This window comes from Pseudomonas algeriensis, assembly GCF_048847255.1.
Taxonomy (GTDB): domain Bacteria; phylum Pseudomonadota; class Gammaproteobacteria; order Pseudomonadales; family Pseudomonadaceae; genus Aquipseudomonas.
This window is the reverse complement of record NZ_JBKKRK010000002.1, coordinates 329,409-355,052: the sequence shown is the minus strand read 5'-3', so window position 1 is coordinate 355,052 and position 25,644 is coordinate 329,409. Positions and strand designations below refer to the sequence as shown.

The window sequence follows — 25,644 nt, the reverse complement described above, 5'->3', positions numbered from 1 at the left end:
GGCCGCATAAACAGTCGCTTGGAAAGCGAAAACAACACCTTGTTCCTTTACCCACTACCGCCAATGGCGTTTTATAGACAAGTGGCAAGCACCCGTGCAAGGTTCTGGGCACGTGGGTCCATCAAGACATAGGGCCCGAGGGTATTGGTCACGAACCCGAACGCAACGTCATGCTCAGGATCGGCGAAACCGATGGAGCCCCCTGCTCCGGGATGACCAAACGCCCGCGGCCCCAGGCCGTAGGTCGCATTGGGCACATCCGGTTGATCCAGCATGCAACCCAGGCCGAAACGGGTCTGGGTCAACAATGTCTTGTCCTCGCCGAAACTGTGCTGGCGAGTCAGTTCGTCGAGCATTTCACCTTCCAGCAAGCTTCCGTCCAGCAGGCCGGCGTAGAACCCGGCGAGACTGCGGGCGTTGCCGTGACCGTTGGCAGCCGGTTGCTGCATCCGCCGCCATTCCGGCTTGTTGGTGCTGGTCATGATCGATGGAGGGTTGGTGAAGGCCCGGGTGGTCATGGCCGTCGGTTCGCGCATCGTGACCTGCAACAGACGCTGGGCCGCTGCGTCGCCAACGTTGCCTTTGCCGCGGGCAATATGCGCCACGCGATGAAACTCTTCGTCGGCCAGGCCAACGTGGAAATCCAGTCCCAGGGGTTTGGCAACCCGGGCCACGATGGACTCGCCTGGCCCACGGCCATCGACCCTGCGCAACAATTCGCCCACCAACCAGCCGTACGTGATCGCGGCATAGCCGTGGCCCTCGCCGGGGGTCCACCAAGGCGTCTCGGCAGCCAGTGCATCGACCATGGTCTGCCAATCGTAAAGTGCCGCGGGGGCCATCAACTCCCTCAATGCGGGAAGTCCGGCCTGATGGCAGAGCAACTGGCGCAGGGTGACGGATTGCTTGCCCGCCGCCGCAAACTCAGGCCAATAGCGAGCGACCGGCGCGTCCAGTTGCAACTTGCCTTCGGCGACCAATTGCAAGGCGGTAACGGCGGTGAATGTCTTGGTGCAAGAAAACAGATTGGCGATGGTGTCGCAGTGCCAAGCCTCATGGCCATCCTTGTCGGCTGTGCCGGCCCAGAGGTCGATGACCGTGCTGCCCCCGACCTGGATGCACAACGCCGCGCCGCGCTCCTGCGGATCGTCGAACAGTGCCGCGAACGCTTCACGCACTGCTTCGAACTGAAGTTCGTAATGGCCTTGAATTTGCACCCGCAACTCCTTTGAAACACACGCTTTTTTTCAGCTGGCTGGCATTGTTTCAGTCATTGATGTTTTTGTGAACCTTCGCAAGACGGCTGGTTAGGCGCAGTCTTGTGTGGCGAGGGAGCAAGCCCCCTCGCCACACAAGACCGTCAGGAAATCTCCCGCCGAAACGGTGGCAGCGCGTTGAGGATGGCCTTGCCATAACGCTGGGTCACCAGCCTGCGGTCGAGCAAAGTGATGGTGCCGCGGTCTTCCTCGGTGCGCAGCAAGCGACCGCAGGCCTGGACAAGTTTCAGCGAGGCGTCCGGCACGGAGATTTCCATGAACGGATTGCCACCCCGGGCTTCGATCCATTCGGCCAGCGCGGCTTCAACCGGGTCGTCCGGGACCGAGAACGGTATCTTTGCGATCACCACGTGCTCGCAATAGGCGCCGGGCAAGTCGACGCCTTCGGCAAAACTTGCCAGGCCGAACAGTACGCTGGAGTCGCCGCCATCGACCCGCGCCTTGTGTTTGTTCAGGGTCTCCTGCTTCGACAGATTGCCCTGGATGAACACTTGCTTGCGCCAGTCACGGTCGAGACCGTCGAACACGTCCTGCATCTGCTTGCGCGAGGAAAAAAGCACGAGGGTGCCACGGGAACCTTCCACCAGGTCCGGCAAGTCACGGATGATCGCCGCGGTGTGGGCCGCGGCGTCCCGTGGGTCGGCCTTGAGGTCGGGGACTCGCAACACGCCGGCGTCGGCATGGTGGAATGGGCTCGGGACCACGGCCGTCACTGCGATTTTCGGCAAGCCGGCGCGCATACGGAAACGGTCGAACGTACCCAGGGCGGTCAGCGTGGCGGACGTCACCAGCGCGCCGTAGGCAACGTTCCACAGGTTGCGCCGCAGCATGTCCGCCGCCAGGATCGGGCTGGCATTGACCTCGATGTCGAACAGCGAACCGCTCTCGGCCAGGGTCAACCAGCGCGCCATCGGTGGGTTGTCTTCCGGGTCTTCGGTGGTGAAAGCCGTCCACAGCTCCCAATTGCCTTGCGAGCGGGACAGCAGGCTGCCGAACAGCGGATACCATTCCTCGGCCTGGTTGCTGGCGATCCCGATGTTCACCTCGCCATCCATGCCTTCCTTGAGCAAGTCGGTCAGGCGCGTGAACAAATCCGTCAGGCGCGCGAAGCCCTTCTTGAGCTCGATGCCCATCTCGCGCATATGCTCGGGGATGATCCCGCCGACAAACCGATGGCGAGGCCGCTCGCGGCCCTCTACATCTTCGCCTGGCTTGAAATCAGCCACCTGTTCGCATGCGGTGAACATGAACTGCTGGTTCGTCTTGATCTCACGCGCGAGCTCGGGCACCTGTTCGATGAATTTGCCCAGGTCACCCGGCAGTGGGTGCTGAGCCAACAGCTTGGTCAGGTTCTTCGCCGTGGTTTCCAGCCAGTCGGCGGTGGAGCGCAGCCGCGTGTAATGGGCGAAATGGCCGATGGCCTTGTCCGGCAGATGATGGCCTTCGTCGAACACGTAGATGGTGTCGCGCGGGTCCGGCAACACCGCACCACCGCCCAGGGCCAGGTCGGCCAGGACCATGTCGTGGTTGGTGACGATCACGTCGACCTTGCCCATGCCTTCGCGCGCCTTGTAGAAAGCACACTGGCCGAAGTTGGGGCAGTGACGATTGGTGCACTGGCTGTGATCCGTGGTCAGGCGCGACCAGTCGGCGTCTTCCAGGGCCGTTGACCAGCTGTCGCGGTCACCGTCCCACTTATTGCCGGCCAGTTTTTCAATCATGCTGGTAAACAGCTTCTGGCTCGCCTCGTCGACTTCGATCTTGAAGCCTTCCTCTTCGAACAACTGCGCGGTGGCGGTCTGGGCGTGGCCTTCCTGCAGCAACATGTCGAGCTTGGACAGGCACATATAGCGCCCGCGGCCCTTGGCTAGAGCGAAGGTAAAATTCAGCCCGCTGTTGCGCATCAGGTCGGGCAGGTCCTTGTAGACGATCTGCTCCTGCAGGGCGACGGTGGCTGTGGCGATCACCAGCCGCTTGCCGGCAGCCTTGGCGCTCGGAATCGCCGCCAGGCTGTAGGCCACGGTCTTGCCGGTACCGGTGCCGGCCTCGACCGCCACGACGGCCGGCTCGCCACTGCGCCGACCTTCGTCATCGGTGTCGATGTCGCCCAGGACTTTTGCCACTTCGGCAATCATCAGACGCTGGCCATATCGCGGCTTGAGGCTCTTGGCTTCGAGAAAACGCGAGTAGGCGCCCTGGATCGTGGTTTTGAGTTCGGTGCTGATCATGAATGTCGGGCGCAAAAAACGCTGGATAAATTTTCAGTGGTTCGGATCGGCGGCTATCATACCCCGCTAATGAATCTCGCGCAGAACGGAGTGACCCAATGACACCCTTTGCCCTCGTCTACACCCTGCATTTACTGGCGGCCCTGATCTGGGTCGGCGGCATGTTTTTCGCCTGGATGATCCTGCGTCCCGCCGCAATGACGGCGCTTGAAGGCCCCGCCCGGCTAAAACTATGGGTAGAAGTGTTTCAGCGTTTTTTTGTCTGGGTCTGGGTGGCGGTGGTGCTTTTGCCGATCAGCGGCGTAGGCCTGATCCACCTGCGCTTCACCGGCTTCGAAACCGCGCCACGTTATGTGCAGGTGATGATGGGGCTGTATATCGTGATGACGGCACTGTTCATCCGCATTCAGGGCCTGCAACTGCCTGCATTGCGCACCGCCGTGACGGCCCAGGACTGGCCGACTGGCGCAGCGATGCTGGGCAAGATACGCCGCTTGGTGGGCATCAATCTGTTGATCGGGTTGCTGGTGGTGGCGATAGGCGCGGCGCGGCCGATGTTTTGATATCGCATCAAACCCAGTGGGAACTCGCTCCCACTGGGTCATGAATGTTATTCAGAACCGCTGCACCGTCACCGCGCCCGCCGTTCCGGCAGGCCCTGGCTGGCCATCGGCGCCTGGCCGGCCGCTCTTGCCACCGTCGGCGGTATAGACCAGGCATCCCTTGGCTTTGCCGCCTGCTCCGGGTTTGCCACCGTGCCCAGGTTTGCCGCCGGCGCCGCCGTCCACCGTGACCTTTATCTGTTCATCGGGGTAGGCGCGAGGCAACTCGAGCCGCACCAGCGCACCGGCCGCGCCCGGCTGGCCGTCGCCGCCATTGCTGCCGTCGGCGCCGCGACCGGCCGAACCCCAGGTACACCCCGGAGCTTGTCCGTTGGCGCCGTCGAGCCCCACATAACCTGGCGCACCGCTGCCGCCACGGGCATCGACTGACAGTAGCGGTGCGTTCAACGCATTGAAGCGCAGGTTGAGATTGCGCCCCGGCCGCGCCGCCTTCGTGTAGGTTCCCGGCGCGCCGCGAGCCGTGATCTGGCTGCCCTCGTCCAGTTCGGCCTGGGCCACCTTCATCTCCAATGCCTGTTGCGCCGGCACGATCGCAATGCGTGCCTCGCGCCCCAGGTGCAGCTCTGCGATGGACAGCTGCGTGACGTTCGAAGGCACCAACAGCGTGCCGTAATCGGCCACATCCAAGCGCTCCAGGGCCAGCACGCTGGTGGTGTTCGGCAGGCGCATCAAGGAATTGCTTTCGACCTGGACCACTTGGGCACAGGCCAACGGGCACACGAATGCCGCGAGTAGACACAATTTACGCATGGGAAGCCTCTGGCGCGGTCGGAAGGGTTTGCAAGTGGAAGATGCCGAACAGCAGCACTCGGAGGCGATCACGGCCCGGAGCGGGACGCCCGCGAAACTGTGCCCTGAACAACAACAGCTCAAGCAAATGGACCGCCAGCAACAGCGCCCCGGCGAGATTGACCAAGACATGCAGCGGGTGGACAAACGGCAAGAGCAGGTTGACCAGCACCACCAGCCAGAACAGCAGGGTCAACAAGCGCCCCAGCCCCCAAAACACCTTCATACGCCCCCCGTTCGAAATTATTCTTTGCGTGAACAGTAACGGCTCGCGCAAAGGATAAGCCAGAGGGCCGGGCAAATTTAATTTTGCGATCCGACGGCTCTGGCCCGTTGTCGCAACGGTTATCAACGCTGGATGCGCAACTCAACCCGACGGTTCTGGGCGCGGCCTTCGTCGGTCTCGTTGTCGGCCACCGGTTCGCTTTCGCCCTTGCCTTCACTGGTGACTTTTGCCGGCGCCACGCCCTGGGTCAGCAAATACTCCACGACGCTGCCGGCCCGGCGCTCGGAAAGGCCTTCGTTATAAGCGTCGGTACCGACACTGTCGGTATGGCCGACCACGCGAATGCTCGCGACGTTGGCGTGGCTCAGCTTGCCCATCAGCTCGTCGAGCTGGCTTCGAGCCGCCGGGGTGAGATCGGATTTATCGAATTCGAACAGCACCTTGCCGGTGTCATTGAGGGTGATGACTTCACTGGTCGGCGTTTGCGGCTCGTCCGGTGGTGCGCTGGCCGGATACTGCGGCAGCGGGCAACCGTGATGTTCAACGGCCGTACCGGCCGGCGTGTCGGGGCAACGGTCGCGACGATCGAACACGCCATCGTCATCTTCGTCGCCATCCTGGGCATAACAGATCAAGCCACCGCCGAGCAGCCCCAACGCGGCGCCACCGGCCGCCCAGCCAGTGCTTTCGATGGCACCCAGACCGCCGCCGACGAGCCCGCCGATCAGGCTGCAGATCGGCCAGGTGCGTTGATTGAGTGATGCGCTGCCGTCGCTGTGAGTGGCGCAACCGGATAACAGACTGCTCGCGAGCAGCACCGGCATGGCAACCCTGATGAGAACCTTCATGATGAATGCTCCTGTGTCACCGGCCCATACCGGTCACACAGGAGTAAAGACCCGCATCCGCGACTGTACAAGCCGCGGATGACAAGGGTTTCAACGGTTTATCTTGATTTCGGTACGACGGTTCATCGCCCGGCCATCAGCAGTTTTGTTGTCCGCCACCGGCTGGCCTTCCCCGGCGCCTTCCACCGAGACGAAACTGGCGCGAGGCACGCCGCTTTCCACCAGGTACTGCACCACGGAATTGGCGCGTTTTTCCGACAGTCTCTGGTTGTAGGCATCACTGCCGACACTGTCGGTGTGGCCCGTCACCCGCAGTTGCGCGGTGGAGGTTTCCTGTTTCAACCGGGTCGCGATGGTGCTCAGCACTTCCTTGTCGGTTGGTGTCAGCGTGGCCTTGTTGAATTCGAAATGCACATCGCGCACCACGATCGTTTCTTCCTTGACCACTACCGGCTCCTCGGCCATTGGCGCCGGGGCGGGCGGTGGGCAGCCGTCGGCGTCGACCTGCACGCCTTTCGGTGTGCCCGGGCACTTGTCGCGGCTGTCCGGGACGCCATCGCCGTCTTCGTCGCCATCGCCATGGGCCCAGCACCAACCTGCCGCCACGGTGCCGGCCACCAACGCGCCCGGCCCAATCCAGGAACTGCTCTCGATGGCGCCCAATCCCGCGCCCACGACACCACCGGTGGCCGCACAGATCGGCCAGTCGGTTTTCTGCAAACCTGCGCAACCAGTCAACACACTCGTTAGCAGAACCAGGGGTAACGCTGTCCGAACTATGCTCATCGGGTTTTCTCCTTGAAGGATCGGCTTCGCCGCCGATTCAGGGGAGTAAAGACCGGACTTCGGATCTGCGCCAGCCCCAACGATTACAGGTTTTCGCCACGTGTTTGCGCAGGTTCCGTACGTTCGTGGACAAACCGCTCTAGGCCATGATGTCCGGGCAGGCTATCTTGGCGGTTCTGATTGAGGAACTTCGATGACCGTTGCCATTTCTTCGCGTACGCCCCAGCAAGCCCTGGCCGCCGTGCTTGACCGTTACGCCCCGCAAAGGCTGCTGCTGATCGGCGCCAGCAGCTTTCCTGCGCTGGAGGCGTTTCAGCAGGCCCATCCCGCCACCGAAGTGGTCCACGCGGGCCCCGGCGCGCTGCCGGCGGACGTGGCGGCGCGGCGTTTCGACCTGGCCCTTGCGCTCGATTGCCTGGAGCATTTGCCCAAGCGCGACGGTCTGAACCTGTTGGGCGGCATCCGCAATCTCAACGCCAGCCGGATTGCGGTGCTGGCCGACCTCAACGCCTGCGGCTGGCAGGAAACGGACTTCTTTTCCCTGGCCTTGCAAGCCAGCGAGCGGTTCCAGCGCGAGGACCAGGTGCTGACCCTGTTTACCTACGATCTGCTTGAATACAAGCAGGTCCCCGACTGGCTCAACTCACGGTTTTGGGCTAACCCCGAAAACTTTGGAAAATATTGGTGGTAGCTGTGGACACAAGCCTGCACACGACCATTTGCCCTTGTGGCAGTGGCAACCCATTGGATGCCTGCTGCGGCCGTTACCATGACGGCCATCCCGCGCCCTGTGCCGAAGCCTTGATGCGCTCGCGCTACAGCGCTTATGTACTGGGCCTTGTGGACTACCTGGTCAGCACCACTCTGCCGGCCCAGCAGGATGGCCTCGATCGCCAGTCCATCAGCGAATGGAGCGCCAGGAGCACCTGGCTGGGGCTGGAAGTGGAAAGCAGCGAAGTGTTCGGCGGCCAACCGGAACACGCTTTCGTTACGTTCACCGCGCGCTGGCACGACGGCCAAGGTGAGCACAGCCATCGCGAACAGTCATCGTTCGTGCAGAACGGCGGGCGTTGGTACTTCATCGACCCCACCGTGCCGGTGAAGATCGGCCGCAACGACAGTTGCCCTTGTGGCAGCGGGCATAAATTCAAAAAATGCTGCGCCGGGTATTTCAATCGCTGATTTTGCAAACGTCTGACGCTCGACCACCAACCGAGGGCTAAACTGGGGACAAACCAGAGGCACGGACATGACCTTCAAACTCCAATGGCTATGCGTCACCTGCCTGCTACTGATCGTAGGGCTCGGCGGTTGCGCGTCCTGGCAAGCTGAAGAGGCACCCGAGCCGCGAGTCCACCTGGTCAAGGTCGAGGTGGTGCGGGCGCGCCTGGTGGAACAAAGGTTCATGCTGCACTTTCGCGTCGACAACCCCGGTGATAGCGACCTCACCGTGCGCGGCCTGACCTACCGGGTTCATTTGGGCGACCTCTTGCTGACCGAAGGCGAGCATGAGCACTGGTTCACGGTTCGCCCCGGACGCAGCGGGTATTTCAAGCTGCCGGTTCGCACCAACCTGTGGCCCCAGGTGCGGGAGCTGGTAAAGCTGTTGGAGAAACCTCGTGAGCAGATCCCCTATCGCCTGGAAGGTGAGCTGGAAACCGGTTTATTCATCGCCCACTACGTGCACCTGGAGCGCAATGGCGTGATAATCGCCGCCGATTTAATTGCGGAGTAACCCCGATGACACAGCAACCCCATGTCCATGGCCCTGATTGCAACCACGATCATGACCACCACGACCATGATCACGGCCACGTCCATGGCCCGAACTGCGGCCACGCCCACCAAGAGCCCGTGCGCAATGCCTTGAAGGATGTGGGCCGCAACGATCCATGCCCTTGCGGCAATGGCAAGAAATTCAAGAAGTGCCACGGGGCTTGATGGCTAAAAAGTTTTTTGCCTGTTAGACCGTCATCGCGAGCAAGCTAGCTCCCACGGGATTCAAAGTCCGCCTAAGAATGTTGTGGGAGCGAGCCTGCTCGCGATGAGGCCGCCCTGTACCCCTTCATCACCCCGCCTGCAAAATCTGCATCACGCTGACCACCGTCGCATATTCCCCGTGCAGGTTAGCCAGGGACATCCCATGCACCTCGGCAGCCGAACGGGCATTGCCGAAGTAATCGGCCTTGTCGAAGGTGAAACAGGCGTCTTCGGCCACCCATGTATCGAATCCCAGGTTGCCGGCCGTCCGCGCGGTGGACTCCACCGAATTGTTCGTCGCGACGCCGACGATCACCAGTTGCCCGATTCCCGCACCGCGCAGATCCGCCTCCAGGGAGGTGCCGCAGAACGCATCCGGCACCTGTTTTTGAACCAACCGCTCCCCGTCCATCGGCTCGAACCGTTCCTGGACTTGCACGCCTGATTGCCCGGGCCAGAACACCGAGTCTTCAGAGCGGGACAGATGGTGGACATGGATGACAGGCCGCGCCGAATTCCGCCAGCGGGCAAGCAGCTCAAGCATGCGCAGCTCCGCCTCGGGGTTGTTGCGGGGGCCGAGCTTGGGGTGGAGGATGCCTTTTTGTTGATCGATAAGAATCAGCGCCGCGTTTTTCTGTAGATCCATGTCGGATTTCCCATGATCGATCGTTGGATTTTGCACCACTTGAACATCACCGTTCCCTACGAGCAAGTCGTCGATCGGCCCGTGGCGAGGGGCCGCTTCATCGCCACGTGTTCAGCGGATTGCGGGCTTCGCCGCAGGCTTTGCCGCAGGCTTCGCCGCGGGCTTTCATCGCCAAATCAGCAAATAACCCCACCGCCCGCTTGCGCGGCCCCTTCCTGCTCACTAACGTAGCGCCTTTATTGGTGCCACCCCCTCCCGCAGGAGCTTTGCCATGGCCTCGCCAGCCTTTATTTCCCTCATTCCCAAGCTCGGCGTAGCCGCAGCAGCGGCCAGTGTGCTCGGTTTGAGCGGTTGCCAGGCCTGGAATACCCAGGACACTGTCCCGCCTACCACCGGCGTGCAACCGCTCAAGGGGCTGGCGCAGAATGTCTCGGTCCGGCGCAACGCCATGGGCATGCCGTTGATCGAAAGCAACAGTTTCCACGACGCCCTGTTCGCCCTCGGCTATGTCCACGCCAGTGATCGGATCACGCAGATGGCGACCCTGCGCCTGCTTGCCCAAGGTCGGCTGGCGGAAATGTCCGGGGCCGAACGGCTCGATATCGACCGCTACATGCGGGCGGTGAACCTGAAGAAAAACGCCGACGAGCTTTATAAAGCGTCATCGCCGCGCCTCAAGCGATTCTTTGAAGTCTATGCCCGGGGCGTCAATGCCTACCTGTTCCGCTATCGCGACAAGTTGCCGGCGGACTTGGCTGCCACCGGCTACAAGCCCGAATACTGGAAGCCGGAAGACTCGGCGCTGCTGTTCTGCCTGCTGAATTTCAGCCAGTCGGCCAACTTGCCGGAAGAGCTGGCCACCCTGGTGCTGGCCCAGACCGTCACAAACGACAAACTGGCCTGGCTGAGCCCGTCCTACCCCGATGAACCGCTGCCCCTGGCGGAAGCCGATAAACTTCAGGGCGTCCGCCTCAATGGCCAGGTGCCCGGCCTGGACCAAATCAGCAAGGCTGGCGCCCAGTTGTCCGACCTGAATCTGTTGGGCGCAGCGTTTTCGAGCAACTGGGCCATTGCCCCGCAACGCAGCCGCAACGGTAAAAGCCTGTTGGCCAGCGACAGCCATGGCCCGCTGGGCGTGCCGTCGCTCTGGAGCCCGGTGCAGATCCGCGCGCCCAAGTACCAGGCGGCCGGGCTTTCCGTGGCGGGTATTCCGATGATCCTGGCCGGCTTCAACGGCCACGTGGCGTGGAGCATGACCAGCGTCCTTGGTGACAACCAAGACCTGTTCCTGGAAAAGATCCGACGCCAGGGCAACGGGCTGTCCTACGAAGTGAACGGCAAATGGCAGCCGGCGACCGTGCGCAACGAAACCTATTTCATCAAGGGTCAACGGTCTATTCGTGAAGCCGTGTACGAGACCCGCCACGGCCCCCTGCTCAACAGCGCCCAAGGCCCGGCCATGGCCAACGGTCTGGGGCTGGCCTTGCAATTGCCGAGTTTCACCGACGACAAGACCCTGGATGCGTTCTTCGATCTGTCACGCTCGCGAAATATCGAGAAAGCCTCGGATGCCAGCCGGGAGATTCGCGCCCTGGCGGTGAACATGGTGTTTGCCGACGCGCGCAACATCGGCTGGCAAGTGACCGGCCGCTACCCCAACCGCCGTGAAGGCGAAGGATTGCTGCCATCGCCCGGCTGGGAGGGTCGCTATGACTGGGACGGTTATGCCGACCCGATGCTGCACCCCTACGACCAGGACCCGGTCCAGGGTTGGCTCGGCACTACCAACCAGCGGGTCATTCCCCATGGCTACGGCATGCAATTGTCCAACTCCTGGGCGGCGCCGGAGCGTGGCGAGCGCCTGGCCGAACTGGCCGGCGCCGGCAAGCACGACGCCCGCAGCCTGAGCGCCATGCAATATGACCAGACCACGACGTTCGCGGCCAAACTCAAGAAAGTCTTCGAAGCCCCAGGCATGGCCCAGCCGCTGAAACAGGCGATCGAAGCCCTGCCGGTGGCGGACCGGGCCAAGGCTCGCGAGGCCTACACCCGCCTGATGGCGTTCGACGGCAGGCTCAGCCCGGTGTCCACCGACGCGGCGATCTACGAGCTGTTCCTGCAGGAAAGCATGAAGCAGACGTTCCTCGATGAACTGGGTCCGGAAAGCAGCCCAGCTTGGAAAGCACTGGTCGCGAACGGCCAACGGTCCTACTCGGCCCAGGCCGATCACCTGCTCGGCCGCGAGGACAGCCCGTTCTGGGACGACGTGCGCACCCCGCAGAAAGAAGACAAGGCCGTGATCCTTGCTCGCAGCCTGGCAGCGGCCATCACTGTCGGCGAGAGCCAACTGGGCAGCGATCACACCACTTGGCAGTGGGGCAAACTGCACCGCTACGAGTGGAAAAACACCAGCGGCCAGGTCGTACGTGGGCCGTTGGCGGCTGGTGGTGATGGCACCACGCTCAATGCCGCCGCATTCGCCTGGGGCCAGGATTTCAACACCGCCCTGGCGCCGGCCCTGCGCTTGATCGTCGATTTCAGCCAGCCCGAGCCGTTGACGATCCAGGGCGGCGCCGGTCAATCGGGGAACCCGGCCAGCCCGAACTATGTGAACGGCATCGATCCGTGGATCAAGGCGCAGTATCAAAGCCTGCCGATGCAACCACAGAACTTTGATCGCGGGTATGGCAAGGCGCGGTTGACGTTGGTGCCTGGAAAATAACCTGGAACGGCCTTTGAGATTTGCGGTGAGTTGAAAATTGCCATCGCGAGCAAGCTCGCTCCCACAATGAGGCGGTGTTGAGTTCCGTATTTCCGCACCACACCAAGCCACTGTGGGAGCGAGCTTGCTCGCGATGGCGTCAGTCCGTCCTCTGAAAACCGATCGAACTTCTCCCCCCGCCCCCGCCTCTACCTGACAAGCCCATCGCCCCGGTGACCGCATGGATCTTGTCATTGCCCGCCCCGAAGGCCTGTACTGTCCGCCCGGAGATTTCTACATCGACCCCTGGCGCCCGGTAGAACGCTCAGTGATTACCCACGCCCACGGCGATCATGCCCGCGGCGGCAACCAGCACTACCTCGCAGCGGCCCCCGGCGAAGGCATTCTCCGTTCCCGGCTGGGCCAGGACATCAACCTGCAAACCCTGCCCTATGGCGAACGCCTGCGGCATCACGGCGTGACGCTGAGCTTTCATCCCGCCGGGCATGTGCTGGGCTCGGCCCAGGTCAGGTTGGAATACGAAGGCGAAGTGTGGGTCGCCTCCGGCGATTACAAAGTCGAGCCCGACGGCACCTGCGCACCGTTCGAGCCGGTGAAATGTCACACGTTCATCACCGAATCCACCTTCGGCCTGCCGATCTATCGCTGGCAACCCCAGGCGCAAGTCTTTGATGAGATCAACCAATGGTGGCGCGGGAACATTGCCGCCGGCCGGGCCAGCGTGTTGTTCTGCTATTCCTTCGGCAAGGCCCAGCGGATTCTCCACGGCATCGATGACAGCCTCGGGCCGATCCTCGCCCACGGCGCGGTGGAACCGTTGAACCGGGTGTACCGAGAAGCAGGTATTGACCTGCCGCCGACACTTTATGCGGGCGATTTCAAAAAGAACGACCCGATCATGAGCCAGGCGCTGATCATTGCTCCACCTTCCGCCGGCGGTAGCAGCTGGATGCGTCGTTTCGGCGACTACAGCGACGCCTTCGCCAGTGGCTGGATGCGCCTGCGCGGCACCCGTCGGCGCCGCGGCGTGGACCGCGGATTCGTGTTGTCCGACCACGCCGACTGGCCTGGCCTGCTCTGGGCCGTCGAGCAGACCGGCGCCGAGCGGGTCATGGTCACCCATGGTTCGGTCGCCGTGCTGGTGCGCCACCTTTGCGAACAAGGTCTCGACGCCCAGGGTTTCACCACCGAGTACGGCGACGATGAAGAAGACCTCGCCCAGGCACCCGTCAGCGGCGAGGAGGCACCATGAAAGCCTTCGCCGAGCTGTATGCCGAACTGGACGCCACCACCTCCAGCAACGCCAAGCTGGCCGCCATGCAGGATTATTTCGGCAAGGCATCGCCGGAAGATGCCGCCTGGGCTGTGTACTTCCTCTCCGGTGGCCGTCCACGGCAACTGGTGCCGGTAAAAATCCTGCGGGAGCTGGCGGTCCGGGTGTCCGGGTTGTCGCTCTGGCTGTTCGAGGAAAGTTATCAAGCCGTGGGCGACCTGGCCGAAACCATTTCTCTGGTCCTTCCCGAATCGACCCACAACAGCGACGAGGGCCTGGCGCTTTGGATCGAAGAGAAACTGTTGCCGCTGCGCGGTGAGTCGCCCGAGGTCCTGGCTCAACGGCTTCCGGCGCTGTGGGCGCAGCTCGACCGGTCGAGCCTGATGCTCTGCATCAAGCTGATCACCGGCAGTTTCCGCGTCGGTGTGTCCAAGCTATTGGTGACCCGTGCCCTGGCGACCATGGCCGGGCTGGACAGCAAACGGGTGGCCCAACGACTGGTGGGCTACACCGATCTGTCCCATCGTCCCACGGCGGCCAGCTACCTCAAGCTGATCGCCGCCGAGTCCGACGATGAACATGCCCAGCGCGGCGGCCAGCCATATCCGTTCTTCCTGGCACACGCCCTGTCGCAACCGGCGGAGCAATTCGACACCCTGCTGGGGCCAGCCAGTGACTGGCAGGTTGAGTGGAAATGGGACGGGATCCGCGCCCAAGTGATCAAGCGCGACGGCCACTTGTGGATCTGGTCCCGAGGCGAGGACCTGGTCACCGAACGATTCCCGGAACTGCACCCACTGGCCCAGGCGTTGCCCGACGGCACGGTAATCGACGGCGAGATCGTCGTCTGGAAAGCGCCGCAGTCAGTCACCGACGACGCTTTCGACCCGCAGGCGCCACTGCAACCTGCGGTGCAACCCTTCGCCTTGTTGCAACAACGCATTGGTCGCAAGACCCTGGGCAAGAAGATCCTCGAAGACGCCCCCGTGGTGGTGATGGCCTATGACCTGCTGGAATGGCAAGGCGAGGACTGGCGCAGCCGGCCCCAGGCCGAGCGGCGCGAACAGCTGGAAACGTTGGTCGCCCGTTGCCACAGCCCCGTGCTGTTGCCGTCGCCCGTCGTGACCGGTCGGGACTGGCTCGACCTCGCCCGCCAGCGCGAAGCCTCACGCAGCCTCGGCGTCGAAGGCATGATGCTCAAGGCCCGCAATGCGCTGTACGGCGTCGGGCGGACCAAGGACATGGGCGTTTGGTGGAAATGGAAAATCGACCCGTTCAGCGTCGATGCCGTGTTGATCTACGCCCAACGCGGCCATGGCCGACGCGCCAGCCTGTACAGCGACTACACCTTCGCGGTGTGGGACAACCCGCCGGGCAGTCGCGAACGCACGCTGGTGCCGTTCGCCAAGGCTTATTCAGGCCTGACCGATGCACAAATGCGCCAGGTCGACAGCATCGTGCGCAAGACCACCGTGGAAAAGTTCGGCCCGGTGAGCAGCGTCACCCCCACCTTGGTGTTCGAGTTGGGCTTTGAAGGCATCGCCCTGTCCAAGCGCCACAAGAGTGGGATCGCGGTGCGCTTCCCGCGAATGTTGCGTTGGCGCCAGGATAAAACCGTCGACGAGGCCGACACGCTGGCAACCCTTCAGGACTTGCTGAAATAACACCGCTCCCTTCGCCACAAATAACCGTTCGTCTTTTGCCATAGCGTTTTTCCAAACAGCGCACGCTCCATCCCGGTGCGCTTTTTGATGTACGCTCATCCCCGCGCACCACCGCGTTCCGTCACAGGCCGCCAGTGCTTTTAAAACACTTGTTCGGCACTATGGTTCGGAAATTGCTACCTTTATGCCGTCATACCGTTCAGACCTTCACCGGTAACAATCCAACGCGCCACAAGCGCTCAAATTGGTTTTAGGGACTCAATAATGAAAAAAGCACTGCTGACCCTTTCTGCACTGGCATTGTGCGTGGCTGCTGGCGCTGCCACGGCCAAGGAATACAAGGAACTGCGTTTTGGTGTCGACCCGTCCTACGCCCCGTTCGAATCCAAGGCCGCCGACGGCAATCTGGTGGGTTTCGACATCGACCTGGGCAATGCGATCTGCGAAGAGCTGAAGGTCAAATGCAAATGGGTCGAAAGCGATTTCGACGGCATGATCCCAGGCCTCAAGGCCAATAAATTCGACGGCGTGATCTCGTCCATGACCGTGACCCCGGCCCGCGAAAAAGTCATCGACTTCTCCAACGAACTGTTCTCCGGCCCAACGGCTTATGTATTCAAGAAAGGTTCGGGCCTGAGCGAAGACGTTGCCTCGCTCAAAGGCAAGACCGTTGGCTACGAGCAAGGCACCATCCAGGAAACCTACGCCAAGACCGTGCTGGACAAGGCTGGCGTCAAGACCCAGGCCTACCAGAACCAGGACCAGGTCTATTCCGACCTGACCTCCGGCCGCCTCGATGCCGCGATCCAGGACATGCTCCAGGCTGAGCTGGGCTTCCTGAAGTCGCCAAAAGGCGAAGGCTATGAAGTCAGCAAGCCAGTGGACAGCGAACTGCTGCCCTCCAAGACCGCTATCGGTATCAAGAAAGGTAACAAAGAGCTGAAGGCGCTTTTGGATAAAGGTATCAAAGCGTTACACGACGACGGCAAGTACGCCGAAATCCAGAAAAAACACTTTGGCGATCTGAATCTGTACAGCGGCAAATAATGCGCAGTGCCCACCCGGTTTCGGGTGGGCACTTTTTTTCTGCCCAAGGCAATCTTCCATGTTCGAACAACTCCTACAAAATCTGGGGCTCTCGGCCTTCAGCCTGCAGGGCTTCGGCCCGCTGCTGATGCAGGGCACCTGGATGACGATCAAGCTCTCTGCCCTGTCCCTGTTGTTAAGCGTTCTGCTCGGCCTGCTGGGCGCCAGCGCCAAGCTGTCCAGCGTCAAACTGCTGCGTGTTCCAGCCCAGCTCTACACCACGCTGATTCGCGGTGTACCCGACCTGGTGCTGATGCTGCTGATCTTCTACAGCCTGCAAACCTGGCTGACGTCTTTTACCGATTTCATGGAATGGGAATACATCGAGATCAACCCATTCGGCGCCGGGGTCATCACCCTGGGCTTCATTTATGGCGCGTACTTCACCGAAACCTTTCGCGGCGCGATCCTCGCGGTGCCTCGCGGGCAGGTCGAAGCGGCCACGGCCTATGGCCTCAAGCGTGGCCAGCGTTTCCGCTACGTGGTGTTCCCGCAAATGATGCGCTTTGCCCTGCCGGGCATTGGCAACAACTGGATGGTGATGCTCAAGGCCACTGCGCTGGTGTCGATCATCGGCCTGGCTGACCTGGTCAAGGCGGCCCAGGACGCGGGCAAGAGCACCTACCAGCTGTTCTACTTTCTGGTGCTCGCGGCGCTGATCTATCTGATGATCACCAGCGCGTCCAATATCATCCTGCGCTGGCTTGAACGGCGCTACGCCGCCGGAGCCCGGGAGGCGGTGCGATGATCGAACTCCTGCAGGAATACTGGCGACCGTTTCTCTACAGCGACGGCGTCAACATCACGGGCCTGGCGATGACTCTGTGGCTGCTCAGCGCTTCGTTGCTGATCGGCTTCGTGGTATCGATCCCGCTGTCCATCGCCCGGGTTTCACCCAGGTTCTACGTCCGCTGGCCGGTGCAGTTCTACACCTACCTGTTCCGTGGCACGCCGCTCTACATTCAGCTGCTGATCTGCTACACCGGCATCTACAGCCTCGAGGCGGTGCGCGCCCAACCCGTGCTCGACAGTTTCTTTCGCGACGCGATGAACTGCACGATCCTGGCATTCGCCTTGAACACCTGCGCCTACACCACGGAGATTTTCGCCGGGGCCATTCGCAGCATGAACCACGGCGAGGTCGAGGCGGCCAAGGCTTACGGCCTGACCGGCTGGAAACTCTACGCCTACGTGATCATGCCGTCGGCCCTGCGTCGTTCGCTGCCGTATTACAGCAACGAAGTGATTCTGATGCTGCACTCGACGACCGTGGCGTTCACCGCTACCGTTCCAGACGTGCTGAAGGTCGCGCGGGATGCAAACTCGGCCACGTTCCTGACGTTCCAGTCGTTCGGGATCGCCGCCTTGATCTACCTGACCATAACGTTTGCACTGGTGGGCCTCTTCCGCCTCGCCGAACGCCGCTGGCTGGCCTTCCTCGGGCCAACCCACTAAGGCTTCCGTTCCAGGACATACACGCACATGCGCCACCAGATACATGACCTGCTGGCCCCGCTGCCGGGGACCGCACGCAAGATCCACAGCTTTCACTTCGGCCCGGAAAAGGCCGATGGCAAAATCTACATCCAGTCGTCCCTGCACGCCGATGAGCTGCCCGGCATGCTCGTGGCCTGGCACCTCAAGCAGCGCCTGGCCGAGTTGGAGGCCTCCGGCCATTTGCGACACGAGATCGTGCTGGTGCCGATCGCCAACCCCATCGGCCTTGAACAAGTGCTGATGGACGTGCCGCTGGGCCGCTATGAGTTGGAGAGCGGGCAGAATTTCAACCGCCGGTTCGTCGACTTGAGCGAAGAGATCGGCAACGAAATCGAAGGCTTGCTGACCGACGACCCGCGGCACAACCTGATGCTGATCCGTACCAGCCTGCGCGATGCCTTGAGCCGCCAGAGCGCCAGCACGCAATTGCAATCCCAGCGCCTGGTCCTGCAGCGGCTGGCCTGCGACGCCGACATGGTGCTCGACCTGCATTGCGATTTCGAAGCCGTGGCCCACCTCTACACCACCCCCGAAGCCTGGCCGCAGGTCGAGCCGCTGGCGCGCTACATCGGCGCCGAGGCCAGCCTGTTGGCCACCGACTCGGGCGGCCAGTCGTTCGATGAGTGTTTCACGCTGCTGTGGTGGCAACTCAAGGAACGTTTTGGCGAACGATTCGAGATTCCCCTGGGAAGCTTTTCGGTCACCGTCGAACTGCGCGGCCAGGGTGACGTCAACCACGGCCTGGCGAGCCTCGACTGCCAGGCATTGATCGAGTACCTGATCCACTACGGCGCCATCGACGGCGAACCGGTGCCGTTGCCCGACCTGCCCTACCCGGCCACGCCGCTGGCGGCCGTCGAACCGGTGGCGACGCCGGTTGGCGGGCTGCTGGTGTACAACGCCCTGCCCGGCGAGTACATGGAGGCGGGGCAACTGATCGCCGAAATCATCGACCCGGTCAACGACACCGTCACGCCCGTTCATTGCCGCAACGCCGGGCTGCTTTATGCCCGCTCGCTGCGCCGCATGGCCACCGCCGGCATGGTCATCGCCCATGTCGCCGGAACCGAAGCCTACCGCAGCGGCTACTTACTTTCGCCTTGAGGATGCCTGTTCCATGTACAAACTGACCATCGAAGGCCTGCACAAGAGCTATGGCCAGCACGAGGTGCTCAAAGGGGTTTCACTCAAGGCCAGGACCGGCGACGTGATCAGCCTGATCGGCGCCAGCGGCTCGGGCAAAAGCACCTTCTTGCGCTGCATCAACTTCCTCGAACAACCCAACGACGGCGCCATGACCCTGGACGGCCAGTCGATCCAGATGATCAAGGATCATCACGGCATGCGCGTGGCCGATGCCGACGAGCTGCAACGCATCCGTACGCGCCTGGCCATGGTGTTCCAGCACTTCAACCTATGGAGCCACATGACCGTGCTGGAAAACATCACCATGGCGCCACGCCGGGTGCTGGGCGTCAGCAAGCAGGAAGCCGACGAGCGCGCCCGTCGTTATCTCGACAAGGTCGGCCTGCCGGCCCGCGTCGCCGAGCAATACCCGGCGTTCCTGTCCGGCGGGCAGCAACAGCGCGTGGCGATTGCCCGCGCCTTGGCGATGGAGCCGGAAGTCATGCTGTTCGACGAACCGACTTCCGCCCTCGACCCGGAGCTGGTGGGAGAAGTGTTGAAGGTGATCCAAGGCCTGGCGGAAGAAGGCCGCACCATGATCATGGTGACTCACGAAATGAGCTTCGCCCGCAAGGTTTCCAACCAGGTGCTGTTCCTGCACCAGGGCCTGGTGGAAGAAGAAGGCGCGCCGCAAGACGTGCTGGGCAACCCCAGGAGCGAGCGACTCAAGCAGTTCCTCAGCGGCAATCTGAAATAACTCCCCGCCTCCGTGGCGAGGGAGCTTGCTCACGCTGGCGTTCAATCAACGAGTCTTAAACACAGCAATACCTGCGGGAGCGAGCTTGCTCGCGAAGGCGATAGACCAGTCGCCATGGATGCTGCCTGAGCTGGCCCTATCGCGAGCAAGCTCGCTCCCACAGGGGTCCGTGCCCGACCAGTCGATCAAATAAACCTTCATCTCCTGCCGTGGTCACTGAAGAAGGACCTTCAGGGCGCACACGGCACGCATGGCGACATCCAGCAACTTCGCAAAAAAGTGGTTCGACGCCCGGGGCTGGAAGCCGTTCGCTTTTCAAAAAAATGTGTGGGCCGCGGTCAAGCGCGGCGAGTCGGGGCTGCTGCACGCCAGCACCGGCACCGGCAAGACCTACGCCGTGTGGTTTGCCGCCCTCAACCGTTTCGCCCGCGCCGTGCCGCCACCGGACAAACCCCGAAAACGCAAACCTGCGGCCGAGCCGTTGACAGTCTTGTGGATAACGCCGATGCGCGCGCTGGCCGCTGATACCGGCAAGGCACTTCAAGCGCCCCTCGACCCGTTGCAGATCCCCTGGACCGTCGGCCTGCGCACCGGTGACACCAGCGCGAACGAACGCGCCCGCCAAGGCCGACGCCTGCCCACGGCGCTGATCACCACCCCGGAAAGCCTGACCCTGATGCTGGCCCGCGCCGACGCGCAAACCGCCGTTTCGACCTTGCGCATGGTCGTGGTGGATGAATGGCACGAATTGCTCGGCAACAAGCGTGGCGTGCAGTTGCAACTGGCCCTGGCCCGCTTGCGGCGCTGGCATCCGGGGCTGATCGTGTGGGGAGTCTCCGCGACCCTGGGTAACCAGGCCCACGCCGAACAGGTGCTTATCCCACAAGGCAATGGTGCCAGCGTGCAGGGCGCCAACGCCAAGGCCCTACAGGTCGATACGCTGTTGCCGCCGACCCTTGAACGTTTCCCCTGGGCCGGGCACATCGGCTTGAAAATGCTGCCCCAGGTCGTCGCCGAAATCGACGCCAGCAGCAGCTGCCTGGTCTTTACCAACACCCGTGCGCAGTCGGAAATCTGGTACCAGGCGATCCTCGAGGCACGTCCGGACTGGGCCGGGCTGATCGCGCTGCATCACAGCTCGTTGTCCCGCGAGACCAGGGATTGGGTGGAACAAGCCCTCAAGGATGGCCAGCTCAAAGCGGTGGTGTGCACCTCAAGCCTGGACCTTGGGGTGGATTTTCTGCCGGTAGAACGGGTGTTGCAGATCGGCTCGGCCAAGGGTGTGGCGCGGCTGATGCAGCGCGCCGGACGCTCCGGCCACGCGCCGGGACGGACCTCGCGAATCACACTCGTGCCGACCCATAGCCTGGAACTGATCGAGTCCGCCGCCGCGCAGGACGCCGTGGCGCAGCGGCGCATCGAGCCCCGGGAATCGCCGCACAAACCCCTGGACGTGCTGGTCCAGCATTTGGTCAGCATGGCCCTGGGCGGCGGTTTCAGGCCCGACGAACTGTTCGACGAGGTCCGTGGCGCCTGGGCTTACCGCGATTTGAACCCTGCCGAATGGGCATGGGCCCTGGCGTTCGTGCGCCACGGTGGACTCTCGTTGACGGCCTACCCTGACTATCGACGGGTCGAGCCGGACGAGCACGGCGTATGGCGCGTGCCTGACGCACGCCTGGCCCGGCGCCACCGCATGAGCATCGGCACCATCGTAAGCGACGCCAGCCTGCAGCTGAAGTTCTGGAGCAAGGGTGGGGGCGGCAGGACCTTGGGCAGCGTGGAAGAAGGTTTTATCGCGCGGCTGCGTCCCGGCGACGGGTTTCTCTTCGCCGGGCGGTTATTGGAACTGGTCCGGGTCGAAGACATGACGGCCTACGTGCGGCGCAGCCAGGCGAAAAAAGCTGCCGTGCCACGCTGGAACGGCGGCCGCATGCCACTTTCCAGCGAACTTGCCGCCGCGGTCGTAGCACGCCTGAGCGAGGCCGCCGCAGGCCATTTCGACGGCCCGGAGATGCGCGCCGTGCAACCATTGCTATCGACGCAACTGCGCTGGTCCGGCCTCCCCACGCAGAGTACGTTGCTGGCCGAAGCGCTCAAGTCCCGGGAAGGCTGGCACCTGTTCCTCTATCCCTTCGCCGGGCGCCAGGTTCACCTCGGGCTTGCCAGCCTGCTGGCCTGGCGCGTCAGCCAGCGACAACCGGTGACATTTTCCATCGCGGTCAACGACTACGGACTGGAACTGCTCAGCGCCACCCAAGTGGACTGGTCAGCGCACCTGAACCCGGGGCTCTTGCGCACCGATAATCTGCTGGTGGACGTGCTCGCCAGCCTGAATGCCGGAGAACTGGCGCTGCGGCGCTTTCGCGAGATCGCCCGAATCGCCGGGCTGGTATTCGCCGGCTATCCCGGCGCGCCGAAGAGCACACGGCAAGTCCAGGCCTCCAGCGGACTGTTTTTTCAAGTGTTCAAGCAATACGACGCCGATAACCTGCTGCTGGCCCAGGCCGGCGAGGAGGTCCTGCGCGAAGAATTGGATATACGCCGACTGGAGCAGACCTTGGAACGCCTCGATACGTTGAAGCTGGACCTGCACATCATTAAACGCCCCACCCCGCTGGGCTTCCCGTTATTGGTGGAACGGTTCCGCGAAAGCATGAGCTCGGAAAAACTTGCCGATCGCATCCGCCGGATGGTCAGCGAACTGGAACGAACCGCCGATAAAGGTACCGTCTGATGCCCGCGCCCTACCCCATCAACCTCGCCGGTGAAGAACTCTGGCTGCTGCCGCACAAAGCCCTGTACTGGCCGGCCCAGGAAACCCTGATGGTGGCCGACGCACATTTCGGCAAGGCCGCTGCCTATCGCAGCCTCGGCCAACCGGTGCCCCACGGCACGACGGCGAGCAATATCGCCGTGCTGGATCAACTGCTGGCAAGCGTGCCGTGTCGATTGCTGATTTTCCTTGGGGATTTCCTTCACGGGCCTGGTTCCCATGCCCCCGGCACTCTGAACGCTCTCGCCGGTTGGCGTGAACGGCATCAAGCACTTCCCATCACGCTCATACGTGGCAATCACGACAAGAGCGCTGGCGATCCACCGCCCTCGATGAATATCCGCGTCGTACCCGAGCCACTGCTGCTGGGCCCGTTCGCCGTGCAACACGAACCCACGCCGCACCCAAGCCGACATGTGCTGGCCGGGCATGTGCACCCGGTCTATCACTTGACAGGCAAAGGCCGGCAACGGCTTCGGCTTCCGTGTTTCCGCCTCGGTAGTGATGTCAGCCTGCTGCCGGCCTTCGGTGCGTTCACCGGAGGCTATCGGGTCGAGCAGGACAACGACTGCAAGATCTTCGTGATTGGCGACAACGAAATATGGCCCGTCAGCTAAAGCGCATTCGCTTCAACTGACGGGCCATATGTGATCAGGCTACGGGCGCAGGAGGCGGCTCGTCGGGAAGTGTCGGTTCGCCGGGTTCGGTTGGCTGCTCGTTGGGGGTATCGGGATCTGGCTGGCCGGGGATGCCGCCTGCCGCTTCAGCAGGATGGGCCAGCAGTGACCAAGCCAGGACGCCGATCTGATTGGGCTCAAGACTTGCCAGTTCGGCACTGATTCGCGGATCGATCTTCATAGAGCTACTCCTGAGCGAAGGCCCATTGGGCTGACGCAAAAAAACGGGCAGTACACTTCATAGAGTGCCTGCCCGCCCAGGAATTCCAACAGCTCGTCAGAATCAGGTGCGCGGCAGTGTCACGCCGCGCTGGCCCTGGTATTTGCCACCCCGGTCCTTATAGGACACTTCGCACTCTTCATCGGATTCGAGGAACAACATCTGAGCCACGCCTTCGTTGGCGTAGATCTTGGCCGGGAGGGTCGTGGTGTTGGAAAACTCCAGGGTCACATGGCCTTCCCATTCCGGTTCCAGCGGCGTGACGTTGACGATGATGCCGCAACGGGCATAGGTGCTTTTACCCAGGCAAATGGTCAGCACGTTGCGCGGAATACGGAAATACTCGACGGTGCGGGCCAGGGCGAAGGAGTTCGGCGGAATGATGCAGACATCGCTCTTGATGTCGACGAAGCTCTTCTCGTCGAAGTTCTTCGGGTCGACTGTGGCCGAGTTGATGTTGGTGAACACCTTGAATTCATCGGCGCAGCGCACATCGTAGCCGTAGCTGGAAACACCGAAGGAAATCAGCCGGTCGGCGCCTTCGCCACGCATCTGGCGCTCTACGAAGGGCTCGATCATGCCGTGCTCTTGCGCCATGCGGCGAATCCACTTGTCCGATTTGATGCTCATGGCGGGTTTCCTGAAATAGCGAGGTGGAAAAAACTGTCCGGCATCTTACCGGGGCGCGGGGCGGGTTCAAAGTGCGGGACGCAATTCTCGCCGATCCACCTTGATTTCCGGGCCCTGGCGGCAACCGTCAGCGCCGTCAGTCATTAAAACCGAGAAACCTTCGCAAAGACCATTGGCACGTTCCGGAAAAAGGGTTAAGGTGGCGTCACTGTGCTGCTTGTGTCACTGAGAATCTCTACACGATATGTTGAATTTCGATCCAACCATCTACAAGAATTTTTCCTGCTCTTTGCACTCAGTCTCGGCCAGGGTTCTTCCTGAGTCGCAGTTATCTTTGTTCAAGGAGTTACACCATGTCTAATCGCCAAACCGGTACCGTTAAGTGGTTCAACGATGAAAAAGGCTTCGGCTTCATCACTCCACAATCCGGTGACGATCTGTTCGTTCACTTCAAAGCTATCCAATCCGACGGCTTCAAAAGCCTGAAAGAAGGCCAACAGGTTTCTTTCATCGCTACCCGCGGTCAGAAAGGCATGCAAGCTGAAGAAGTTCAAGTTATCTAACTTGTACTTGCTTTAGTAAGAAGCCCCGCCCTTAAAAGCGGGGCTTTTTTGTGTCTGTTGATTTTTCAGGCACAAAAAAACTGTGGAAGCGAGCTTGCTCGCGATAGCGGTCTGTCTGATCCACCGCTATCGCGAGCAAGCTCGCTCCCACAGGAGGGTTCGTTGATTAGCCTGGGATTACCAGGTCACACCGAACCCAGCCGTGTAGCGCGTCTTACTGATGTCGCTGTCTTCCGTCCCTTCGATGACATCTTTCTCGGCCTTGAGATTGAGTGACGCCCAGTCGGTCACTTTATAGCGCAACCCCAACTCTGCGTCGTAGGCATAATCCGCCACGCCAGACAGCGGCTTGCCGACTTCGCCATTGGTGAAAAACTCAACCCGTTTGCCGATCAGGTAACGGTTGTAGTCCCATTTCATGGCGACGGAATAGAAGTTGTCCTTGCCGCCATCGCTGTACTCGTAATCGGTGCGGTTGAGCAGCGAACCCAGGGAGAACGCACCCAGTTCGTCGTCCCAGAACTGGTAGCCCGGACCGGTACCCACGACACGCTGGCGGGCCAGGTCCTCGACTTTGTCGCGCTTGTAGTTGAGCCGACCTTGCCAGAACCATTTATCGGTGATGAACCGGTCGAGGGAGTACTCCAGTCGCCAGTTATCAGCCGAGACTATGTCGTCCTGGAATTCGCGGTTGTATTCGCCTTCGGCGGTGTGCCGCCACCTGCCGTGGCGCGCCGAGGTCTTGAAGTCGATGTCGTAGTCGTCGGTGTCGTTTTCCGCCCGCTGGTAATCCAGTGCGGCGTCGATATTGCCCTTCCACACCAAATCCTCGACCACCGGCTTGGGCTTGAGAATCTGCTGGATGCTCGCCAGCTCGACGGTCTTGGGCACATCACCATTGGCCAAGGTCACCTTGCCATCCTCGGCCGCCTGCAACGCCTTGGCTTTCTCGCCACTGTAAGCGTCCTGCTTGACCAACAACTGCTGGTCGCTTTCAAGGGTCTTGACCTGTTTCCAATCGATAGGGACCGCGCCGGCATAATCGGTCTGGATCAGCAACTTGCCGCCGTCGAAAACGGTGATCTTGCCGCTGAGCTTGTCGCCGTTCTTCAACCAGACGGTATCGGCAAGCAAAGGCATGGAGGCGCTCGTAACAGCTAGGCAAAGCAGGGTTCTGGACAACATAAGCGATAATGGGCTCAAGTTTGCGATGAAAAGGCGGCATTATCCCCCAGGATGACACCTCAGCAA

26 protein-coding genes are annotated in these 25,644 nt (G+C 61.8%); 16 read left to right on the top strand and 10 right to left on the bottom strand.

The genetic code is table 11. From position 1 onward, the window contains the following. Nucleotides 1–71 precede the first annotated feature (71 nt). Both ACLK1G_RS04520 and dinG read right to left on the bottom strand, forming a co-directional pair. A complete protein-coding gene (locus ACLK1G_RS04520) occupies nt 72–1,217 on the bottom strand; it encodes a serine hydrolase domain-containing protein (protein ID WP_420764321.1) in 1,146 nt (381 codons plus the stop codon). Between the two features lie 143 nt (nt 1,218–1,360). Further along, complete coding sequence (dinG, locus tag ACLK1G_RS04515) at nt 1,361–3,505, bottom strand: ATP-dependent DNA helicase DinG (protein WP_420764320.1); 2,145 nt, start codon at nt 3,503–3,505, stop codon at nt 1,361–1,363. Nucleotides 3,506–3,603: 98 nt separating this feature from the next. On the opposite strand from dinG, the gene ACLK1G_RS04510 reads away from it, so the two are divergent. Then, complete coding sequence (locus ACLK1G_RS04510) at nt 3,604–4,068, top strand: CopD family protein (RefSeq protein WP_420764319.1); 465 nt, start codon at nt 3,604–3,606, stop codon at nt 4,066–4,068. A 51-nt stretch (nt 4,069–4,119) separates the two neighbouring features. On the opposite strand, the gene ACLK1G_RS04505 is transcribed toward ACLK1G_RS04510, so the two are convergent. The 4 genes from ACLK1G_RS04505 to ACLK1G_RS04490 all read right to left on the bottom strand — a co-directional run bounded on the left by ACLK1G_RS04505 (nt 4,120) and on the right by ACLK1G_RS04490 (nt 6,777). Then, on the bottom strand, nt 4,120–4,878 hold the full coding sequence (locus ACLK1G_RS04505; RefSeq protein WP_420764318.1) for a collagen-like protein: 759 nt from the start codon (nt 4,876–4,878) through the stop codon (nt 4,120–4,122). Continuing rightward, the gene (locus ACLK1G_RS04500) at nt 4,871–5,143 is read right to left on the bottom strand and encodes a DUF1145 domain-containing protein (RefSeq protein ID WP_420764317.1); all 273 of its coding nucleotides are present in this window, start codon (nt 5,141–5,143) and stop codon (nt 4,871–4,873) included. Before ACLK1G_RS04500 ends, ACLK1G_RS04505 begins: the two co-directional genes overlap by 8 nt. 122 nt (nt 5,144–5,265) lie before the next feature. After that, on the bottom strand, nt 5,266–5,991 hold the full coding sequence (locus ACLK1G_RS04495; RefSeq protein ID WP_420764316.1) for a PA1041 family peptidoglycan-binding anchor lipoprotein: 726 nt from the start codon (nt 5,989–5,991) through the stop codon (nt 5,266–5,268). 90 nt (nt 5,992–6,081) lie between these two features. Then, on the bottom strand, nt 6,082–6,777 hold the full coding sequence (locus ACLK1G_RS04490; RefSeq protein WP_420764315.1) for a PA1041 family peptidoglycan-binding anchor lipoprotein: 696 nt from the start codon (nt 6,775–6,777) through the stop codon (nt 6,082–6,084). Between the two features lie 193 nt (nt 6,778–6,970). On the opposite strand from ACLK1G_RS04490, the gene ACLK1G_RS04485 reads away from it, so the two are divergent. From ACLK1G_RS04485 to ACLK1G_RS04470, 4 genes are all read left to right on the top strand, one after another. After that, nucleotides 6,971–7,468, top strand: a complete 498-nt coding sequence (locus tag ACLK1G_RS04485; protein WP_420764314.1) for a DUF6231 family protein — start codon at nt 6,971–6,973, stop codon at nt 7,466–7,468. 14 nt (nt 7,469–7,482) lie between these two features. Then, on the top strand, nt 7,483–7,959 hold the full coding sequence (locus ACLK1G_RS04480) for a YchJ family protein (RefSeq protein WP_420764454.1): 477 nt from the start codon (nt 7,483–7,485) through the stop codon (nt 7,957–7,959). A gap of 67 nt (nt 7,960–8,026) precedes the next feature. Then, a complete protein-coding gene (locus ACLK1G_RS04475; RefSeq protein WP_420764313.1) occupies nt 8,027–8,512 on the top strand; it encodes an LEA/WHy family protein in 486 nt (161 codons plus the stop codon). Nucleotides 8,513–8,517: 5 nt separating this feature from the next. Continuing rightward, the gene (locus ACLK1G_RS04470; RefSeq protein WP_034146774.1) at nt 8,518–8,718 is read left to right on the top strand and encodes an SEC-C metal-binding domain-containing protein; all 201 of its coding nucleotides are present in this window, start codon (nt 8,518–8,520) and stop codon (nt 8,716–8,718) included. Nucleotides 8,719–8,845: 127 nt separating this feature from the next. Here the strand turns inward: ACLK1G_RS04470 and ACLK1G_RS04465 are convergent, their stop codons facing one another. Next, nucleotides 8,846–9,403, bottom strand: a complete 558-nt coding sequence (locus tag ACLK1G_RS04465) for a cysteine hydrolase family protein (RefSeq protein WP_420764312.1) — start codon at nt 9,401–9,403, stop codon at nt 8,846–8,848. A 271-nt stretch (nt 9,404–9,674) separates the two neighbouring features. Between ACLK1G_RS04465 and ACLK1G_RS04460 the strand changes: the two genes are divergently transcribed. The 10 genes from ACLK1G_RS04460 to pdeM all read left to right on the top strand — a co-directional run bounded on the left by ACLK1G_RS04460 (nt 9,675) and on the right by pdeM (nt 22,920). After that, entirely contained in the window at nt 9,675–12,125 is a 2,451-nt protein-coding gene (locus ACLK1G_RS04460; RefSeq protein WP_420764311.1) for a penicillin acylase family protein, read from the top strand. A gap of 220 nt (nt 12,126–12,345) precedes the next feature. Continuing rightward, a complete protein-coding gene (locus ACLK1G_RS04455) occupies nt 12,346–13,377 on the top strand; it encodes a ligase-associated DNA damage response exonuclease (RefSeq protein WP_420764310.1) in 1,032 nt (343 codons plus the stop codon). Next, complete coding sequence (locus ACLK1G_RS04450; RefSeq protein WP_420764309.1) at nt 13,374–15,062, top strand: ATP-dependent DNA ligase; 1,689 nt, start codon at nt 13,374–13,376, stop codon at nt 15,060–15,062. The genes ACLK1G_RS04455 and ACLK1G_RS04450 overlap by 4 nt, the downstream gene beginning before the upstream one ends. A gap of 264 nt (nt 15,063–15,326) precedes the next feature. Then, complete coding sequence (locus ACLK1G_RS04445) at nt 15,327–16,109, top strand: transporter substrate-binding domain-containing protein (RefSeq protein WP_420764308.1); 783 nt, start codon at nt 15,327–15,329, stop codon at nt 16,107–16,109. 58 nt (nt 16,110–16,167) lie between these two features. After that, nucleotides 16,168–16,896: an ABC transporter permease gene (locus tag ACLK1G_RS04440; protein WP_420764307.1), complete on the top strand. Its 729-nt coding sequence runs from the start codon at nt 16,168–16,170 to the stop codon at nt 16,894–16,896. After that, nucleotides 16,893–17,603: an ABC transporter permease gene (locus tag ACLK1G_RS04435; RefSeq protein ID WP_420764306.1), complete on the top strand. Its 711-nt coding sequence runs from the start codon at nt 16,893–16,895 to the stop codon at nt 17,601–17,603. The genes ACLK1G_RS04440 and ACLK1G_RS04435 overlap by 4 nt, the downstream gene beginning before the upstream one ends. Nucleotides 17,604–17,630: 27 nt before the next feature. Beyond that, the gene (locus ACLK1G_RS04430) at nt 17,631–18,749 is read left to right on the top strand and encodes a succinylglutamate desuccinylase/aspartoacylase family protein (protein ID WP_420764305.1); all 1,119 of its coding nucleotides are present in this window, start codon (nt 17,631–17,633) and stop codon (nt 18,747–18,749) included. Nucleotides 18,750–18,762: 13 nt separating this feature from the next. Next, a complete protein-coding gene (locus ACLK1G_RS04425; protein ID WP_420764304.1) occupies nt 18,763–19,527 on the top strand; it encodes an ABC transporter ATP-binding protein in 765 nt (254 codons plus the stop codon). 250 nt (nt 19,528–19,777) lie between these two features. Next, on the top strand, nt 19,778–22,264 hold the full coding sequence (locus ACLK1G_RS04420) for a ligase-associated DNA damage response DEXH box helicase (RefSeq protein WP_420764303.1): 2,487 nt from the start codon (nt 19,778–19,780) through the stop codon (nt 22,262–22,264). Then, nucleotides 22,264–22,920, top strand: a complete 657-nt coding sequence (pdeM, locus tag ACLK1G_RS04415; protein WP_420764302.1) for a ligase-associated DNA damage response endonuclease PdeM — start codon at nt 22,264–22,266, stop codon at nt 22,918–22,920. The genes ACLK1G_RS04420 and pdeM overlap by 1 nt, the downstream gene beginning before the upstream one ends. A 34-nt stretch (nt 22,921–22,954) precedes the next feature. Here pdeM and ACLK1G_RS04410 read toward each other — a convergent pair whose 3' ends face one another. Both ACLK1G_RS04410 and dcd read right to left on the bottom strand, forming a co-directional pair. Then, nucleotides 22,955–23,161: a hypothetical protein gene (locus tag ACLK1G_RS04410; protein ID WP_420764301.1), complete on the bottom strand. Its 207-nt coding sequence runs from the start codon at nt 23,159–23,161 to the stop codon at nt 22,955–22,957. A 102-nt stretch (nt 23,162–23,263) separates the two neighbouring features. Beyond that, nucleotides 23,264–23,830 (bottom strand): dCTP deaminase, encoded by a 567-nt coding sequence (gene dcd / locus ACLK1G_RS04405; protein ID WP_017126297.1) that lies wholly within the window; start codon nt 23,828–23,830, stop codon nt 23,264–23,266. A 353-nt stretch (nt 23,831–24,183) separates the two neighbouring features. On the opposite strand from dcd, the gene ACLK1G_RS04400 reads away from it, so the two are divergent. Then, entirely contained in the window at nt 24,184–24,393 is a 210-nt protein-coding gene (locus ACLK1G_RS04400) for a cold-shock protein (protein WP_002554837.1), read from the top strand. Nucleotides 24,394–24,570: 177 nt separating this feature from the next. Here ACLK1G_RS04400 and ACLK1G_RS04395 read toward each other — a convergent pair whose 3' ends face one another. Further along, nucleotides 24,571–25,578: a DUF481 domain-containing protein gene (locus tag ACLK1G_RS04395; RefSeq protein WP_420764300.1), complete on the bottom strand. Its 1,008-nt coding sequence runs from the start codon at nt 25,576–25,578 to the stop codon at nt 24,571–24,573. Between the last annotated feature and the right edge of the window lie 66 nt (nt 25,579–25,644).

What these genes read in the sequence shown, in the direction of transcription:
- pdeM (WP_420764302.1), top strand. Translation starts at nt 22,264, where the DNA reads ATGCCCGCGCCCTACCCCATCAACCTCGCCGGTGAAGAACTCTGGCTG.
- ACLK1G_RS04485 (WP_420764314.1), top strand. Translation starts at nt 6,971, where the DNA reads ATGACCGTTGCCATTTCTTCGCGTACGCCCCAGCAAGCCCTGGCCGCC.
- ACLK1G_RS04500 (WP_420764317.1), bottom strand. Translation starts at nt 5,143, where the DNA reads ATGAAGGTGTTTTGGGGGCTGGGGCGCTTGTTGACCCTGCTGTTCTGG.
- ACLK1G_RS04505 (WP_420764318.1), bottom strand. Translation starts at nt 4,878, where the DNA reads ATGCGTAAATTGTGTCTACTCGCGGCATTCGTGTGCCCGTTGGCCTGT.
- ACLK1G_RS04435 (WP_420764306.1), top strand. Translation starts at nt 16,893, where the DNA reads ATGATCGAACTCCTGCAGGAATACTGGCGACCGTTTCTCTACAGCGAC.
- ACLK1G_RS04420 (WP_420764303.1), top strand. Translation starts at nt 19,778, where the DNA reads ATGGCGACATCCAGCAACTTCGCAAAAAAGTGGTTCGACGCCCGGGGC.
- ACLK1G_RS04490 (WP_420764315.1), bottom strand. Translation starts at nt 6,777, where the DNA reads ATGAGCATAGTTCGGACAGCGTTACCCCTGGTTCTGCTAACGAGTGTG.
- ACLK1G_RS04465 (WP_420764312.1), bottom strand. Translation starts at nt 9,403, where the DNA reads ATGGATCTACAGAAAAACGCGGCGCTGATTCTTATCGATCAACAAAAA.
- ACLK1G_RS04475 (WP_420764313.1), top strand. Translation starts at nt 8,027, where the DNA reads ATGACCTTCAAACTCCAATGGCTATGCGTCACCTGCCTGCTACTGATC.
- ACLK1G_RS04495 (WP_420764316.1), bottom strand. Translation starts at nt 5,991, where the DNA reads ATGAAGGTTCTCATCAGGGTTGCCATGCCGGTGCTGCTCGCGAGCAGT.
- dinG (WP_420764320.1), bottom strand. Translation starts at nt 3,505, where the DNA reads ATGATCAGCACCGAACTCAAAACCACGATCCAGGGCGCCTACTCGCGT.
- ACLK1G_RS04425 (WP_420764304.1), top strand. Translation starts at nt 18,763, where the DNA reads ATGTACAAACTGACCATCGAAGGCCTGCACAAGAGCTATGGCCAGCAC.
- ACLK1G_RS04445 (WP_420764308.1), top strand. Translation starts at nt 15,327, where the DNA reads ATGAAAAAAGCACTGCTGACCCTTTCTGCACTGGCATTGTGCGTGGCT.
- ACLK1G_RS04430 (WP_420764305.1), top strand. Translation starts at nt 17,631, where the DNA reads ATGCGCCACCAGATACATGACCTGCTGGCCCCGCTGCCGGGGACCGCA.
- ACLK1G_RS04455 (WP_420764310.1), top strand. Translation starts at nt 12,346, where the DNA reads ATGGATCTTGTCATTGCCCGCCCCGAAGGCCTGTACTGTCCGCCCGGA.
- ACLK1G_RS04470 (WP_034146774.1), top strand. Translation starts at nt 8,518, where the DNA reads ATGACACAGCAACCCCATGTCCATGGCCCTGATTGCAACCACGATCAT.
- ACLK1G_RS04395 (WP_420764300.1), bottom strand. Translation starts at nt 25,578, where the DNA reads ATGTTGTCCAGAACCCTGCTTTGCCTAGCTGTTACGAGCGCCTCCATG.
- ACLK1G_RS04400 (WP_002554837.1), top strand. Translation starts at nt 24,184, where the DNA reads ATGTCTAATCGCCAAACCGGTACCGTTAAGTGGTTCAACGATGAAAAA.
- dcd (WP_017126297.1), bottom strand. Translation starts at nt 23,830, where the DNA reads ATGAGCATCAAATCGGACAAGTGGATTCGCCGCATGGCGCAAGAGCAC.
- ACLK1G_RS04440 (WP_420764307.1), top strand. Translation starts at nt 16,168, where the DNA reads ATGTTCGAACAACTCCTACAAAATCTGGGGCTCTCGGCCTTCAGCCTG.
- ACLK1G_RS04510 (WP_420764319.1), top strand. Translation starts at nt 3,604, where the DNA reads ATGACACCCTTTGCCCTCGTCTACACCCTGCATTTACTGGCGGCCCTG.
- ACLK1G_RS04410 (WP_420764301.1), bottom strand. Translation starts at nt 23,161, where the DNA reads ATGAAGATCGATCCGCGAATCAGTGCCGAACTGGCAAGTCTTGAGCCC.
- ACLK1G_RS04460 (WP_420764311.1), top strand. Translation starts at nt 9,675, where the DNA reads ATGGCCTCGCCAGCCTTTATTTCCCTCATTCCCAAGCTCGGCGTAGCC.
- ACLK1G_RS04450 (WP_420764309.1), top strand. Translation starts at nt 13,374, where the DNA reads ATGAAAGCCTTCGCCGAGCTGTATGCCGAACTGGACGCCACCACCTCC.